The organism is Pseudoalteromonas piscicida, assembly GCF_002744175.1.
Taxonomy (GTDB): Bacteria; Pseudomonadota; Gammaproteobacteria; order Enterobacterales; family Alteromonadaceae; genus Pseudoalteromonas; species Pseudoalteromonas piscicida_B.
Genome location: NZ_NKHF01000007.1, coordinates 17,458 through 35,871, shown reverse-complemented (window position 1 = coordinate 35,871; position 18,414 = coordinate 17,458). Strand labels below are relative to the sequence as shown.

The window sequence follows — 18,414 nt, the reverse complement described above, 5'->3', positions numbered from 1 at the left end:
CTTTATTGCTGTGATTAAGCAGCATCCAGTCTTGGCGTTTAATTACCATCAAAATGAGCAAGGAGAACCGCTCCAAAGCATTAACCTTGATGCTCGATTTAACCTGATTAAGCACGACTGGACAGATAAATCCGCTGAGCAACAAGCACATGCGTTAGAGCAGACTATCGCAGAAGATTACGCAACCAGCTTCGATTTAAGCCGTGATTTAATGCTGCGCGCCAGTCTTTATCAACAAGAGGCGATGCAGGCTACTCTTGTGATCACCTTACATCATATCGCTGCCGATGGTTGGTCTATTGCGTGTTTGAGTGACGCGTTAGGACAGGCTTACAAAGCTGCTCTCAGCGGCGAAACCTTACCGCTACAAGAGGTGCATTATGTTGATTACGTGATGTGGCAACAGCAGCTGGAACAGGGGGCGTTATGGCAACAGGAACTCGACTATTGGCGTATGCAATTACAAGGTCTGCCCAAGGTTCATGAATTACCGCTGGATTACCACAGAGAAGCGAAAACCTCTTTGCGTGGCGCCTTAGTGATTGAGCCCATACCAGCAGCGCTGGTCAGTGCGCTTCGAGCGTATCAAACTCGCTCAGGGCAAACCTTATTTGTATTACTGCAAACGCTGTTTTCATTATGGCTAAGCCGCTTTTCTCAACAGCGCGACGTGGTTGTTGGTACACCGGTATCAGGGCGTCACCTCAAAGCATTTGAAAATATGATTGGTAACTTTATCAATACCTTAGTGCTTAGAAGCAAATGGAGTGAAAACACCAGCTTTACCCAAGCGCTACAGCAAACCCAGGGCTTACTCAATGATGCGTTGCAACATCAACATATTCCCTTCGATGTGCTAGTGGATGAGCTAGACATTGAACGCTCAAGCGCCCAGCACCCGCTGCATCAAATCGTGTTCCGGGTAAATAATCAGGTAAATGAGAACCTTACGCTAGCGCAACTGGAAGTGACGGCTTGCCAAAGTAAAGTACGCGGTGCCAAATTAGATTTGGAAGTCGCAGTGATAGACGAGGGGGATGTACTCACCGTTGAATGGCTTTATGACAGCAATTTGTGGCAAGAAGCGAGTGTGGTTAGTTTCCATCAGCAGTTTTGCTGTGTGTTATCGCAGTGTCTTGCAGAGCCAAATACCCCGTTATCAGCATTGTCATTGTGGCCCGAGGAGCAGCAGTTAGCACTATTAAAACAACAGCAAAGTGTTGCGGTAGAAGTGACAGAGCAACAGCCATGGGTGACTCAGTTTAGTCAGGTGGCTCTTCAGACCCCACTACAGACTGCGGTGCGCATGGGGGAGTTCACTTGTAGTTATCTCACCTTAGAAAAGTGCGCGAATCAACTCGCTAATAGCTTATTAGAAATGGCATTTCCCGAGCAAAGTCGCATTGCTATTTTACTGCCGTCTTCAAGTTACATGGTGGCTGCGGTACTGGCAATATTAAAAGCGCGCCATACTTATGTGCCAATTCATCATGACACGCCAACCGATACCTTAGCCTATATCATGAATGATGCAGACATCGTATTGACGCTGGCGCTAAGTGAAGATGCCGAGCGTTTGATTGAAGCCGGGAGTGACTTTTTGTTGCTTGATGATTTGTTCGAAGCCGAAGGGAACTTTGCATTTTACGATACTAGTTTGTTGCTAGATGAAGACGCAGCAGCATTTAACGAGGCCGAGCTTGCTTATGTTATTTATACCTCAGGTTCAACGGGGCAGCCAAAAGGGGTGCCCATTAGTCATGGCAACCTCAATAATTATCTGCGCTTTGCGTGTCAGCGCTACCTGCCACAATCCGGAGGCATAACCAAGGCCGTGCTCAGTACACCGCTGGCATTTGATGCGACGGTGACCGCCTTAGTGCCTATCTTAATGCGAGGCGGTGAACTTGAGTTGGTCCCCACAGACGCCGAATTGTTGCCTGCCTTACAAGCGCAGATTTTTGCAGCTAACGAAGCCAAGTTATTCAAGTTAACACCGGCTCATCTACGCGCGGTATTTGCATTAAGTGACGCACAAACTCGCAGTGATATTGCCCACCGATTTGTGGTTGGCGGTGAAGGGCTGAGCGCAGCTTTGGTTGATAAGCTGATGGATAAGCTCCCTAACGCCCTGTGGATAAACGAATATGGCCCAACAGAGGCAACGGTCGGCTGTAGTATCTATGCTGTAAGCCGTGAGTCGCGCCACCTGTTAGCGGGCCACGAAGAAGTGCCTATTGGTCATGCTATCGATAATATGACACTTGCGGTGGTTGACGAGTTTGGCGAACTGGCTTTACCTAATATGCCCGGAGAGCTTTGGCTAGCGGGAGATGGGGTGTGTGAAGGCTATATTAATCTCGCGAGTGTGACGCAAACACGTTTTGTTGAGCAGGCAATGCCTGCGTCTGGTACTTTAAGCATGCGTTGGTATCGCAGTGGCGACAAGGCAAAGTGGCAGGCGAACGCGCGCGGAGAGGCTGACTACCTTTGTTATTTGGGGCGGTTAGACGAGCAAGTAAAACTGCGAGGCTACCGTATTTCTCTTGTGGCAATCGCCCATCAAATCGACGCGTTGGCGCAGGTAAAGAGCTGCGCTGTCAGTGTTGATGAAGCACAAGAAAGCCTAGTGGCTCATGTGGTTTTAAATGGTGAGGCTAAGCTCACACTCGTGCAGTTGCGCCAAGCTTTATCGCAGTCGCTGCCCAGTTACATGTTACCTGCCGCGCTGGATATCGTTGCTGATATTCCACTGACTGCAAACGGAAAAGTAGACAAGCAAGCATTACAGCTTGCCTATCAGGCACAGGCGAAAAGCCATGAGGTCGCCGAGGTAATTGATGGATCTAAGCTCACAGATATACAGCGTTATTTACTTGAGTTATATCGTGAGCTATTACCGAGCCAAGTACAGAGTATTAACGACAGTTTCTTTGACTTAGGCGGGCATTCGCTGCTCGCCATAAAAGTGATCAGCCGAGTGCGCAGTGAGCAACGGCGAAATATCACCTTGCCACAACTCTTTGATGCGCCAAGTATTGCAGCGTTTGCTGAAGTGATAACTGCAAGTTCGATGATTGCGCACAGCAATACCATTGAGCCAGTATCAAGAGCTCAAGCGTTACCTCTGTCTTTTGCCCAGCAGCGTTTGTGGTTAATTGACCAGTTACATGAGCAGAGTGTGCAATATCATATGCCAGCGAGCTATTGGTGTGAGGGAGCCTTAGATATTGACGCTTTAACACAAGCGTTAAGCGCGATTGTTGCACGTCATGAAGTACTCCGTACGGTCATCGTTCCTGCAAATGGTGAGCACGGTGCAGTGCAACAGGTTCGTGATCAAGTAGCCTGTCCTGTGGAATTAGTAGATTTGTCTGGGCTGAATAACGCAGAGCAACAGCAGCGTTGGCAAACATTGCAGCAACAATCGCTCAGCAAGCCTTTTGATTTATGCCAAGACACTATGCTGCGCGTTATCTGTGTACAGTTTAGCCACAACCAATTTGGACTCTTGTTTAACATGCATCACATTGCCAGCGATGGTTGGTCAATGGCGCTACTTGCCAAAGAATTTGTGGCGTTTTATCGGCACTTTAGCGAAGCGCCAGCGTATCCGTTGCCAGAGCAATACGCTAAACCGCTAGCGGTGCAGTATGCAGACTTTGCCTACTGGCAGCAGCAACAGCAAGATAGCTATCAGGCAGATCTTTCCTATTGGCAAACTCAGTTGCAGCAGTGTCCTGTTGTTCATGAACTACCGCTGGACTTTGAGCGACCACACGTTCAGTCCCTTGATGGTGAGTGTATCCGTCATACTCTTACGACGTCGCAAGTTGAGGCGATAAAAGCGCATTGCCAAGCACAAGGGGTGACCTTATATATGTGGCTGCAAAGTGCCTTTTCGCTGTTGATGCTTCGTCTTAGTCAAACGCAAGATATTGTCATTGGTTCGCCCATTGCAGGACGTGAGGTAAAAGAGTTAGAAGGATTATTGGGCTGCTTTGTAAACACTTTGGCTATTCGTGCTCGCAAAGTGGGGTCGCCTTCATTTAACGACTGGCTAAGTGAACAAAAACAGGTGATCTTGGCGGCTTTTGCCCATCAGAATCTACCCTTTGAGCAGCTTGTCGATGCCATTAATCCATCGCGCAGCTTAGCGCATTCGCCTGTATTACAAATACTCTTTGCACTACAAAATAACGAACAAAGTGACTTCGAACTACCTCATCTAAAAATCGAGCAACAGCTTGATCTTAAGCCTGCAATGAAGTTCGACTTAGAAGTCAATGCACAAGAATCTGGCAGTGAGATCGCGGTGCAGTGGAATTATGCCAAAGCTTTGTTTAAACACACCAGCGTGCAGGCGATGGTTGATGCTTTTGAAACCTTAATTGATGCTGCGCTCACAAGCCCTGAGCAAAGCGTGAATATCTTACCATTAGTTGAGACTAAAGCACTCAGCGAGCTAGCGCCTGTCACACAGACGCCGCCGCAATCGCCTTGGTTTATCAGCGATAAAATACAACATTTTGCACAGCACCAGGCGAACCATAATGCAGTGCGAGATATGGCTGGAAAACGATTAAGTTTTGGCGAATTGGAGTCCCAAAGTAATCAACTAGCGCGTTACTTGGTTGAGCAAGGCGTGACTGCAAAGTCGCAGGTCGCAATAAGCTTAGCGCCAAGCTGTGAGCAAGTTGTGGCACTGTTGGCAGTCTTAAAGGTCGGGGCCGTGTATGTGCCGCTTGACCCCAATGCACCGAGTCAGCGTCAGCAATATATAGTGCGTGACAGTAAAGCGACTTGCATTATCACCACCTCAGCACTACTTCCCAACAGCGCAGAGTTCAGCTGCCGTTTGGTGCTAATAGATACCGAACAGAGTTGGCAAAAGAGTCCTATAGAAGCGCTTGCGCCGTTAAGTGATATTGATGCGCCAGCTTATATGATCTATACCTCAGGCACTACAGGACAACCCAAAGGCGTGGTGGTCAGCCATCGTAATCTGCACCTTTACCTTGAGCACGTCAGCCACAGTTATCTCCAAGGCGATATACACGAGAGCGTTGTCAGCACTCCTTTAGCGTTTGATGCGACTGTAACGAGCTTATGGGGATCGCTGGTTAATGGTCTTAGTGTAGTACTGCTAAGCGATGGTGAGCAATTAATCACAGAGCTTAGTGCGTGTTTAGCGTGTGATGAGGCGCTGCTGTTTAAGCTGACTCCAGCCCACTTGCAAGGCGTGCTGGCGCGATTACAACCGAGCAATGCTGCGCACCAAATTGTGGTGGGGGGAGAAGCTTTATCTAGCAGCGTGGTTGCTCAAGTTGGGGCACTGTTGCCACAGGCTTATTTTTATAACGAATATGGCCCAACAGAAGCAACAGTCGGTTGTTGTGTGTATCGCTGTAACGGCCAAGATGCGGTTTCCCTTGCACAGCAATCGCAGCGCTTTGTGCCAATCGGCAGCGCCATTCAAGGCACTCATTTGGTGGTACTGGATCAGCATCAACAGCCTGTGCCTATGGGCATGCCCGGTGAGCTATACATCGCAGGCGATAATGTGGCTCAGGCGTATTTTGGGTTGCCTGAGCTCAGCGCCAGTAAATTTGTGTCATTGTCTTTGAACAATGACTCTCAGCGTTATTATCAGACGGGCGATCAAGTGCGCTGGCTGCTAGATGAACAGGGCAACCCTAGTGTGCTTCAGTTTATTGGTCGTCGAGACAACCAAGTTAAACTGCGTGGTTATCGCATCGAACTTGAAGAAATTGCGGCTCAGCTTGAGCAACTAGATGCAGTGCAACAAGCACATGTGTTACTCAACGATAGTAAAGATAACTTACTGGGCTGTGTGGTGCTAACTACACCATCGCACAGTGATGCCATTTATGAGCTTGAGCAGACGTTACACACTCAGATATTAGCCTCGTTAGCAGAGGTCCTACCAAGTTATATGTTGCCTTACAAGCTGTATGCACTGTCTACTATGCCACTCACCAATAATGGCAAAGTAGATGCAGGAGCACTTGCACAACTGGTGCAATCGCAACAGGCGCAAGTGCTTACGGCACCTTTAGCTCCTATGACTGAACTACAAACGCTGCTGGCAGAAATTTTTACTCAAGTGCTCAATACTCAAGTCCGAGATATTAACAGTAACTTCTTTGAATTAGGGGGGCACTCTTTATCAGCAAGCCAAGCGGTTGCCTTAATTGAACAGGCGCTTGAGGTGCCCATTACCTTAAAAGTGTTGTTCGAGCGGCCAAGTGTAAGCGCACTTGCAACTTGGTGTGAGATCCACCGAGCAGCCAAAGCGGCAGACGAAAACGGTCAGTCTGAGGAGATGTTTTTGTGATGAATGAACAACAAAGACAGATAGAGGCTTTGATCGCAGAAGCATTAGCAGCTGGCGTGACCTTGTATGAAAAAAACGGTGGCTTGGCATTTAAGCAAACCGCTGGGTTTCCTCCACAGTTAAAACAGCAGGTGGTTGAATATAAATCAGAGATCATTGCTTACTTTCAGCAGCAAAGCCGTGATGTGGCAAAATCTTCACCGCACATTATCGCGCAGCCAAGTGTGGGGAAGGACTTACCGCTGAGTTTTGCACAGGAAGGACTGTGGTTTATTGAGCAACTGCAAGGTAGCAAGCAGTATTATATGCCCGCGGAGTTTTTGTTACGCGGCAAGCTTAATATTCAAGCAATGCGCAGCGCTGTACAAGATGTGGTGCAGCGCCACGAAATACTGCGCGCTAGGTTTGTAAAAAATGAACAAGATGGCCAACCCCAGCTGCAAATAACGGATGATATTAGTGCGCCGTTCGAGTGGCTTGATGCCAGTGTAGCACCTGAGGAAACACGGCAAGCCTATATTACTTCACTCCTTGAGGCCCATCAGAATAAGCCTTTTGATTTGGCTCATGATTGTTTGCTTCGCGTGCTGGTGGTAAGTAATGGCGATGAGCATCACCTTGCTTTTAATATGCACCATATTGTCTCTGACGGGGCGTCAATGGCGCTACTTGCACAAGAGATAGAGGTTGGCTATTGCAAACACATAGGCGCATCTTATACACCGCTTGCAACGATGCAGGTGCAATATAGTGATTTTAGTCAGTGGCAGCGAGCACAGCTAACGCCAGAGCGCATCGAGGCACCATTGGCGCAACTAAAACAGCAATTTGGCGAATTAGCGCCGTTGCAGTCATTGCCTTGTGATTTTGTCCGTCCTGCGGTGCAGTCGTTAACGGGGAAGGTATATCGCCAAGCGCTTGATGCGTCGTTATTTGCGGCGATCTCGACACAGGCGAAGTCGCTCCAGCTGACACCCTTTATGTGGCTGCTCAATACCTTTATGTTGTTTATCGCAAGGCTTACGCAATCGCAGCAGGTGGTTGTAGGAACGCCAGAACTTGGCCGTCATCACCCCGAATTAACGCCATTAATCGGCTTGTTTGTTAATACCTTAGTGATGCATGCAAAGCTCGACAGTGATATGCCATTTAGCCAATGGTTGCAGCAACAAAAAGCCCTCAACCTAGCGGCGTTTGAATATCGCGATATTCCTTTTGATAAAGTGGTTGAAGCGGTTGGCGCTCCACGAGATTTAAGCCACCACCCGCTAGTACAAATATTATTTACACTGGAAAACCGTGATGGACGCGCTTTTACGCTTCCGGGATTATCGGTTCAAGAGGTGCAAAAACAACAGGCAGATAGCATAGCAGTAAAATGCGACTTAGAACTCAATGCCGTAGTTGATGAGCAGGCACTTTATTTACATTGGAAGTTTGATAGTAACCTTTACACAGCAGAGACCATCAAGCATTGGGCGGATTGTTTCCATACGCTGCTTCAAGCTTGTGTTACAGCCCCTCATACCGCCGTTGGTGAACTTGCGCTACTGAGTCAAAAACAGCAACAAGCATTAATAACGGGCGCTCAATGCCAAGCGGCAACTTGGCCTAAGCAAGACACCATCACCAGTTTATTCACGCGCTACGCCGAGCACTTTGCCACACGTACTGCCGTGCAAGATAGCACGACTATGCTGAATTATCGTGAGCTTAACGATCGAGTCAATGCGCTGGCGGTAATGCTGTTACAACAAGGGGTCACGCCACGAACCATGCTGGTGGTGAGTGTATCACGCAGCATTGAGATGATAGTGACCTTGCTAGCAGTGCTTAGAGTGGGTGCTGCCTATGTGCCGGTAGATCCTGACTACCCGCAAGAGCGCATTGAGTATATTTTGGGAGATGTGCAAAGCCCATGGCTACTTTGTGATAACGCTACCCAGGGACAGTTTAGCCGGCTTTCATACCAGCTAATTAATGTGTCACAGGCAGAGCCTCAGGCCAGCCGCGAAGCCCTCAAGCTGCTTGATGCTATTCAGGTTGAGCCGCAAGATTTGGCTTATATGATCTATACCTCGGGCACCACAGGGCGACCAAAAGGCGTACAAATTGAGCATCGTCATGTGGTGCGCTTACTTCATGTAGAGCCCAACTTATTCGATTTTAATGAGCTAGATGTTTGGACCTTGTTTCATTCCTTCTGCTTTGATTTCTCAGTGTGGGAAATGTATGGCGCGTTACTCTTTGGTGGTCGCCTTGTGGTTGTGGATAAAGCGACTGCGCAAGACACTCAAGCTTTTGCTCAGTTGTTGGTTGATGCCCAAGTTACGGTCTTAAATCAAACACCAAGTGCGTTTTACGCGCTACAAGCCACGTTACTCAATGACAGTCAGTTGGCGAGCCGATGTGCAGTAAGGTACGTGATTTTTGGTGGTGAAGCGTTGCAGCCAAGTAAGCTACAGCCTTGGGCACAGCACTTACCAAATTGCCAGTTAATCAATATGTATGGCATTACCGAAACCACAGTACATGTTACGTTTAAGGCGCTGAAGCCTGCGGATCTGACGCTTGGCACCAGTAATATAGGTCGTGCTATTCCGACCACCAGCTGCTATGTACTTGATGACAAGCAAAGGCTCTTGCCGCAAGGTGCCGTGGGCGAGTTGTACGTAGGTGGCGAGGGGGTTTGTCGGGGGTATTGGCAACGTGACGAATTAAACGCGACCCGCTTTATTCAAAACCCATTTAGTGAAGCACCTGATCAGCGGCTATATCGCTCGGGAGATCTCGTGCGGCTAATGGCCAGCGGAGAGCTGAGCTATGTTGGCCGAATTGACGACCAAGTAAAAGTTCGAGGTTATCGCATTGAATTAGGCGAAATTGAAAACCAGTTGCGCCACCATCCCGAAGTGGCTGAGGTCACTGTGCTGTTAAATCGGCAAGACCCAGAAAATGTCTGGATCTGCGCCTTTGTGGTGTTACACAAACAGGTCGAGTTCGACGACATCACGTTGGTCATGCAGCAGTTTTTAAAACAAAATTTACCCGACCATATGTTGCCGGCCAAAGTGCAAGCGGTTTCAGCTATGCCACTGACCAGCAATGGTAAAGTAGATAAAAAAGCACTATTGCAGCAACTTGATACAAGCGTTAACGAAAACACTTATGAAGCACCGATTGGCGAGCTTGAAACCCAACTTGCAAGCTATTTTGCCGAGATACTGCAGCGCGAGTTGGTTGGTCGCTATGACGACTTTTTTAGACTCGGCGGGCACTCGCTACTTGCTGCAAAACTGGCAAACCATATTCGCAAGACGCTGCACATTGAGTTACCGCTGCAAGCGATTTTTACGCACCCTACAGTACAAGGTTTAGCGGCTGCACTTGAAAAGCAAGACGCGCAGCTAAGTACAATTGCTGTGGTAGATAAAACCAATGGCGTGGTGTTGTCTTTTGCTCAGCAGCGTTTATGGACATTAGATCAAATGCAACAGGGCAGCCAGCAATATCAAATTCAAGCGTTATTGGCGTTTTCAGGGGAGCTTGAACTGAGCGCATTCGAGCAAAGTTGGCAAAAGGTGCTGTCACGGCATCAGGTGTTGCATTCGGCTATCACCAACACTAATGATGGGCCTAAACAGCACCTTGTGGCTTTGCCTGAGCATTTTGTTACGCTCATTGACGTCTCCACACAATCACCGCTTTGGCAAAATGTGGTTTGGCAGCGCGCGGTACGAGACGACCAAGCACAGTGTTTTGATCTTAGTAAAGATCTAATGATCCGCGCAACTCTGGTTCGCTTTTCATCAGGTTATCATCGTCTTATCGTCAATATGCACCATATTGCTAGTGATGCTCAGTCTATTGAAGTATTAATGCGAGAGCTCACACAGTTTTATGCCTATTACACCCAAGACTGTGAACTTGCCCATGACTTAATTGCGCCACCTGAGGTGCAATACGCGGATTATGCCCATTGGCATCGATCACAGTGCCAAGGCGCGCAGCAAAGTGCAGACATGGCATTTTGGTCTGCGCACCTTGGCGATGCCCCGCCACTACATCAATTACCGCTCGATACGCCTCGTGGGCAGGCCGTGAACAATAGCGCGCAAGCATTTACTGAGCAGCTAAGCGCTGAAACATGGCAACGGTTACAACAGCATTGTCGGTGCTTGGGAGTAACCCCGTTTATTTGGTTGCATAGCGCGTATGCGGTGATGCTCGCTAAGTTTAGCCAAGTGGATGATATTGTGATTGGTGCGCCATTTTCAGGGCGGCATCACCCACAAGTGGAACAGTTGATTGGCTTTTTCGTCAATGCCTTGCCTATTCGCGTGAAGCTAGATTGGCAGCGGAGTTTCAACCAGCTCATTGATATACAAAGGGAGCAGATTGAGCAAGTACATCAACATCAATCTTTGCCCTTTGAGCAGCTCATTGACCATCTTGGTGTTAGTCGTGAGCTAAGTCACCAAAGTGTATTTCAATTGAGTTTTGCATTTAATCCCGAGCCACAGCAAACGCCGGAGTTTGTAGGCCTTAGCACGGAAGTTTTAACATCGGAAAACGCGCGTGCCAAGTTTGACCTAGAGCTCAGCGCAACAGTAAATGGGCAAGGGTTGAGATTGCACTGGCTATACAACAGTGGATTATTTGAAAGAGAAACCGTAGCGAGCATTGCAGAGTGTTTTAATGTTGTGATCGCGCAGTTACTCACGCAACCTGAGTGCCCGCTTGCGGATATAAAACTTTGCAAGGAGCAGCCGCTAGCGGATTATGCGATTTCAGGTAAATCAGCACCGGAACACTTTGAGCAGTCAGTGCTTGAGCAAATTGAGCGAAATCTGGCTGTGCCCACGCAGGCCAAACAGATAGCGGTAATTGATACCGGCTCGAAGCAAACTTTAAGTTATGGTGAGCTCAATGAGAGAGCTACGGCATTGGCGGCGCTGTTATTGAGCGAAGGACTGCAACCAGAGCAGCCTGTGCTTGTTGCGATGACGGGTAGCGCAGAGCTCATTGTGGCGATGTTGGCTGTATTAAAAGCGGGTGGGTGCTATGTACCAGTGGACCCTCATTATCCTCAAGCTCGGGTCAACTATATTGCCAAAGACAGCAGCGCTACCTTGGTTTTAACAAAGTGTGCGTTTGCCGCTTGCTTTGAGGTAGCAAAGTTAGATGATAATCACCTTGAGGCTGAATATCGCTCCCCACATGTCATTTGTATTGATGACGCTAAAGTGCAAGCACGCCTTGCGACAATACCATTACCTCAGCAGTTTCCAGAAGGTAAAGCGGAGCAGCTGGCCTATGTTATTTATACCTCAGGCACAACAGGTAACCCCAAAGGCGTGATGATAACCCACCAAGGGTTGGCGAATTTATGTGGATGGCACCGACGCGCTTTTGCGGTGGATAATCATAGTGTTGCGAGTCAAACAGCCAACCCCGCCTTTGACGCGGCGACCTGGGAGATTTGGCCTTATTTATGTGCCGGTGCAAGCTTGGTGTGTGTGACAAAAGCGATGTTACAGTCACCGGCTGAATTGACCGCTTGTTTCAATACACACCAAGTCACGCATAGTTTTATGGCAACGCCAATCGCTCAAGCGTTGCTCAGCGAACCTTTGTTTAATCCACAAAGCTTGCGCTATTTGTTGGTAGGCGGCGATAAACTCGGTGCGCTACAAGCAAAAGAATACGGATTTACCCTAGTCAATAACTATGGACCCACCGAAGCCTCGGTGGTCGCGACCTCTGGCGTGGTTGCGTTTGACGGAAAGGTGCCTGATATCGGCTTGCCTGTCGACAACAGCCAGCTATTTATTTTAGATCCACAACTGCAGGCTGTGCCACAGGGGATGATCGGTGAGTTATATGTGACAGGGGCGGGACTAGCTAGAGGGTATTTACATCAACCACAGCTTAGTGCTGAGCGTTTTATTGAGCTACAAGTCTCTCCCTCGCAAACGGTGCGAGCCTATAAAACGGGAGATTTGGTTCGCCTGCTTAGCTGCGGCCGTATCGCCTATATGGGTCGTAACGATGGACAAGTAAAACTGCGAGGCTATCGTATTGAGCTGGCCGAAATTGAACTGCAAATTGGGCTACTACCAAGCGTACAAGAATGTGCAGTTCAGATAACCACAAGCGCGTCAGGGCAGCCACAGTTGCAGGCATTTGTGGTGGCAACAACTGAACCGCAAGTGCTTCAAGCCCAGCTAAAGGCAAGGTTACCGAGTTATATGGTGCCAGAGCATTTTGTTATACTTGCAAAGCTACCTTTGACACCACATGGCAAAGTTGACCATCGTGCCTTAGCAACGCTTGGTAAAGCTCAACGGCATTCCACAGTAATTGAGCAGAGCGCGGTTACCTCACAGGCTAACAGCGTCGTAGCTCAGTTACTGGCGATTTATCGTCAGGTATTAAACACGCCATCGATGACCGCAGAAGACGACTATTTTGCTTTAGGCGGCGACTCTATTTTGAGTATTCAAATCGCAAGTAAAGCCAAAGCACTCAAGTTACCTGTTAGTGCTGCCGACGTGTTTACCTATCCCAGTGTTTCGGCGCTTGCGGCAAGGCTTGCCGAGCAAGATATTCATGTGCCGATGGGTAAAGAAAGGCAGAAATTGGTAGGTCAACTCGATAAATTACCAATTCAGCATTGGTTTTTTGCCCAACAATTTGCCAACCCCAGTCATTGGGATCAGAGCGTGCTGGTGAGTATAGATAAATCCGTCACACCAGCGCAGCTTATGGAGGTTGTAAAATATCTGCTCACCCAGCACGACGCGCTACGCTTGGTGGTGGCGGATGAAAATACCTTATTTGTACGTGATAGCATTGATATTAATGAGGTATTTACGGCGCATATGCTTGAGCGTGACGCATGGCAAGCTGAGCTGCGTGAGTTCAGTGAGCAGGTACAGCAAGGTTTTGCGTTTACTGGCTCGCCACTGTTTAAAGCGGTGTTATATGTTACGTCTGACAGTGAGGCCAATAATCGCTTGTTGTTTAGCGCCCACCACTTGCTTGTAGATGGTGTCTCTTGGCGTGTGTTACTTGAAGATGTGAGCCAGCTATTACAGCAACAAGCAAACAATGTACCGCTGGAGCTTCCAGCCGCAAGTGCAAACTTGGCAGAACTTGCAGACTTTTATCGTGAACTTGCTACCAATGAGCGCTATCTTCCCAAGTGGCAGAAAGTGGCAGCGCGGGTTGAAACCTCACACTTGCTGAGTCTTAAGGAGGCAAGTGCGAGTCCAATCATAACCAAAGTTCGCAGCACGTTGTCAGTAACGCATACCCGTGCGTTATTGGCATCTGCTAACACCTGTTATGGTACAACGGCGCAAGCTTTGCTACTCAGTGCACTTGCTTGGTGTGCGCAAAAGCGCGGTGCAGACCGTGAAGTGATCATGCTAGAAGGGCACGGTCGTGAGTTACTGACGAAAGCACTGGACAGCAGCCGGACCATTGGCTGGTTAACGGCGCTCTATCCAATGCAGTTATTTAGCAATGGCAGCCGCTTACATGATGTTATTTGCAGTATTAAGGCGGAGCTTGAAAGCGGCAGTCAAACTGCAAGTAGCTATGGCGCTGTGCGGTACTTACACCCAGATCTAAACGTTCGCTCATCGCTTGAGATTGATACCCGCAGCTTACTATTTTTTAACTATTTGGGTCAGCTGGACACCGTCATTGAGCAGCAAGGTTTGCTGGGCGAGGCCCGTGAGTCGACAGGCGCTTTGGTTGCAGAGTCAAACCTCACTTACTTTGGAGCACAACTAACGGCGGCGGTCGTCGATGGTCAATTGGCGTTAACGTTAGAGTTTGACAGCCAACGCTTAGCACCTGAAGCAGCAGAGCGATTAAGTAAAGAGATACTCGAAAGTCTAATTCAGGTCATCGAACACTGCCAATCCCAACCTCAGCGTCATTATACTGTCAGCGACTTCACGCTTCTCAGCGGTATTTCCGAACGGCAGTTGCAAGGCATACTCGGGCAATTTGACGGGGGCGTTGAGGATATTTACCCCCTTACAGGCTTACAGCAAGGCATGTGGTTTCACAGTCAAACGGTACATGAGGCGCACGCTCAAAATACGCAACCTTATGTCGAGCAAACCAGCTTATTGTTGCAAGGAAGTATAGATATTGAAGCGCTGAGTTATGCTTGGCAGCAATTGATTAAGCAGCACAGCATATTACGCTCGGCATTTATAGACGTTGCTGGCGAGCCGCTACAGGTGGTTTGTACTCAGGCCGAACTACCACTGACTCTGGTGCAGAGTGACGCTATTGCAGATGCGCAATCGCAGGTGGTGAAATCACAGGCTGAAGTGGAGCTTGCCGAGCCGCTTAGGCTCTCACAAGCGCCTGCTATGCGATTGAGGTTAATTGCTTTTGAAGATGGCAATGTCGGGGTGATTTGGACCTACCATCATCTCATTATGGATGGCTGGTCGCTCCCGGTATTATTTGCTGAATTATTGGCATTTTATCAAGCTCGTTGTCAAGGTGAGCTACGCCCCATTGTGGAGGATAATTTCCGCGATCATATTGAGTACTTACATACGCATGCTGAAGGTGATGAAGCGTTTTGGCGAGAGTATTTGGGAGCAGTCACTGCGCCCACATTACTCAGCGAAAAGGTACTACACACTGAAAATCAAGCGGCTGGAGTTAAAGAGCTTAGTGTGACTTTACCGCAATCGTTGCAAGATGCCGTGACTCGCTTTACAGGCGAACATGGACTCACCGTCAATCAGTTTATCCAAGGGCTTTGGGCTTACTGGATGGCAAGCTGCTGCAACGAAACGTATGCCTTATTTGGTCAAACCATTGCTGGCAGACCTACAGAGCTCAGTCGAATGGCGCAGCGTGTTGGCTTGTATATCAATACGCAAGCGGTCCATGTCGCGGTAGATCAAAATGTGCGTGTGAGAGACTATCTACAAGCGGTGAAATCGCAGCTTACGGCATTGGCACAGCATCCGCATACGCCACTGACGCAAGCTCATCAGTGGTCGGGTATTGACAACGATAGTCCATTGTTTGATTGCTTGTATGTATTTGAAAACTATCCGCAAGATCCATTGCAAAACAGCGCAGCACTGCCATTTATGGCAACAACCTTAAGTGAAGTTGACGAAACACACTACCCATTGACCTTTGTGGTAGGCGTAGGGGCGGGTTTATCGCTCACGCTAAGTTATCAGCAGCAATGCTTTGATGAGGTGTTTATCGAGCAAAGCCTAGCGGCGATGCAGCAGCTGATGTTGGCTGCGGCACAACAGCCTGAGCAAACGCTCGGAAAATTGTCTTGGCAGCCTCAACTCGCGCCGTACAGCAAGGCACTGCCTCTGCCTACTTTTTCACTGACGCAAGCACTGCAATATCAAAACCCAAATTTACCTATTCAGCAATTATTTGCTCAAGTTGCCGCTGAGTTTCCTGAGCATATTGCTATTCGTGAATATAGTACCGCCTCAGGGAAGGCTTGCTATTATCGCTATTCACAGCTGGAAGAAGACGCTAATCAGCTTGCCCACTACCTTGCATCACACACTAAACACGAGGGTAAAACGGGTATTATCGCACTGTGTTTAGAGGCGAATTACCAGCTTATTGTAGCTATGCTTGCGGTGCTTAAACTGGGGGCGGCTTATCTACCAATTGCGCCAACACTACCTGAACCTCGACGTCGTTTACTGTTGCAAAATGCCAATGCAGCCATGCTGGTTACCAAAGCAAAACATTGGCAAGACAGCTCGGAGCAAGTGGCGCTTCAAGTTGATTTAGACAGTATTCAGGACGTCTTGGCTGAGCAGCCTCGTTATTGCTTTAATACACCATGTGAGGTCGATGACCTTTGTTATGTGATTTACACCTCGGGCACCACAGGTATACCAAAAGGGGTGATGGTGGAGCATGCCAGTGTCGGCAATTATGTGCAGGCATTAGCCGCGCAATATGCTATTACGCCCAGCGATAATTATCTGCAATTTGCCAGCATGAGCTTTGATGTGTTTGCCGAAGAAGTTTTTTGTACCTTACTTCGTGGCGCAACGCTGGTAATGGCACCGACAGACGACATGTTGGACCCCAACAAGTTGGCGCAATTAAGCCAAGATGCCGAGTTAACACTGATGAGTTTGCCAACGGCGTATTGGCATCAACTTGCAGCAACTTCAGTCACCTTGCCAGACTCGCTGCGGATCATCACCATAGGTGGCGAGCAAATGCAGATAGCCGCGCTCACCGATTGGCAGCAGCGCTATGGCAGCCGTATTCGAATTATTAATGCCTATGGCCCGACCGAAGCGACCATTTCGGCAACCCTTAATGATGTCACACACTTCAGCGGTGCACGCGTGCCAATCGGTCAGCCTGTCGCTGGTTTGTCTTTATATTTACTTGATAAACAGCTCCGAGCGGTGCCCTCGGGTGTGGAAGGCGATTTGTACATTGCAGGTATAGGCCTTGCCAGAGGCTATCTCAATGACAAAGAAAAGACACAGCAGGCCTTTATTATTGAGCCTAACAGCGGTCAGCGACTTTATAAAACCGGCGATCGTGCTTGTTGCTTGGCCTCAAATGAGCTGTTGTATTTAGGTCGCTGTGATGACCAAGTTAAAGTGCGCGGTTACCGCATTGAATTGGGCGAGATTGAACGGCAACTTCAGCTGATAGACGAAGTTGCAGCTTGTGCTGTGGTGGTACGCGAAGATGGTAGTAGTAATGCGCAATTGGTCGCGTGCGTACAGCCTATGCAGCATACTGAAATAAGCGTGGCCTCTGTGCGAGCACAGTTACGCACAGTACTGCCTGACTACATGGTTCCCGAATTGTTTCAATCTGTGAATCAGCTACCACTGACCGTCAACGGTAAGGTTGATCGCAAACAGTTGTTAGAGTTGGTTTTGTCATATACTCCGCTTCAATCTCAGCGGCAAGAAGCTGAGCAGGAAAGGCTCACCCCTCTACAAACGCAATTAGCACAGCAGTTTGCTCGCCGTTTGCAGGTGGATGGCGTTTGCCTTGACGACAACTTCTTTAATTTAGGTGGTCATTCGCTCTTAGCGATGCGCTTAGTGGGTGACATTAATCATCACCTACAGCTCAATTTACCACTGTCGGCACTTTTTGAGCATCCGACTGTACGTGGGCTCAGCCAGTATATTCAAGCATTGAGAGATGGTCTTGGCGAACGCGATGGCAAACCTCAATCGCTTGAAACTTTAGTGTGTTTGCAAGAAGGGGAACTTGGTTTTACACCTGTGGTGTTGATTGCGGGAGCGGGAGGTTGGCTTATGGCGTTTCACGCTTTGGTGAGTGGACTGGATAACCGCATACCCGTTTATGGCTTGCAACCAGAAGCACTGGCAGAGGAGTCCACCACGCTTACCTCGGCCTCAAGCACAGCCGAGTATTACTTGAGTGCATTAATAGACGCCGGGTTGGATGATCGTGTGCATATAGTCGGGCACTCTTTTGGCAGTTTTATTGCCTATCACCTCGCGCTTTTACTGGAGCAACAGGGGCATATTGGTAATTCAGTCACCGTGATTGATACACCGGTGCCGACGCACGGTGCACTTAACCTAAATGAAGCGCAAATTGCGCAAATGATGCTGGATAATTTGGTGGCGTTTTTCCGCCTCACGGTTTCTGATGCAGATATTGACGCCTATAAACAAGCAGGATCCTCTGCACGCATAGCCTACCTCAATAGTTGGATACACCAAGCTGGCTTTCATTTTAGTGAGGATCATTTACGTCACTTTCAGCAAATTTTTAGTGCTCAACTACGAGCAAATATTGAGATGCCGTCTATGCTTAGCGACACCGCATTGAGTGTTGTTAAAACTCAGCACACACAAGAATTTGAAGGTCGCCCCGTGAATAAAGACATGGGGTGGCAGCCATTTAGTCACACACTCTCTTGTTATGAAGTCAACGGAGATCACTTGTCTTGCTTACAAGCCGAACAGGTAGGGCAGTTGGTTAACATAATTGAGCGCAACTATGTGTTGCTCTAG

2 protein-coding genes (1 of these 2 only partly in view) are annotated in these 18,414 nt (G+C 48.5%); both read left to right on the top strand.

Going from position 1 to position 18,414, the window contains the following annotated elements; genetic code table 11:
* Window positions 1-6,358, top strand: partial view of a non-ribosomal peptide synthetase gene (locus tag CEX98_RS01515; protein ID WP_099640380.1) — the 3' portion only. 3,470 nt of this gene lie to the left of the window's left edge; 6,358 of the gene's 9,828 nt are visible here — the last part of the coding sequence; its start codon lies beyond the left edge, outside the window; it ends in the stop codon at window positions 6,356-6,358.
* Window positions 6,358-18,414 (top strand): non-ribosomal peptide synthetase, encoded by a 12,057-nt coding sequence (locus CEX98_RS01510; protein ID WP_099640379.1) that lies wholly within the window; start codon window positions 6,358-6,360, stop codon window positions 18,412-18,414. The genes CEX98_RS01515 and CEX98_RS01510 overlap by 1 nt, the downstream gene beginning before the upstream one ends.

What these genes read in the sequence shown, in the direction of transcription:
- CEX98_RS01510 (WP_099640379.1), top strand. Translation starts at nt 6,358, where the DNA reads ATGAATGAACAACAAAGACAGATAGAGGCTTTGATCGCAGAAGCATTA.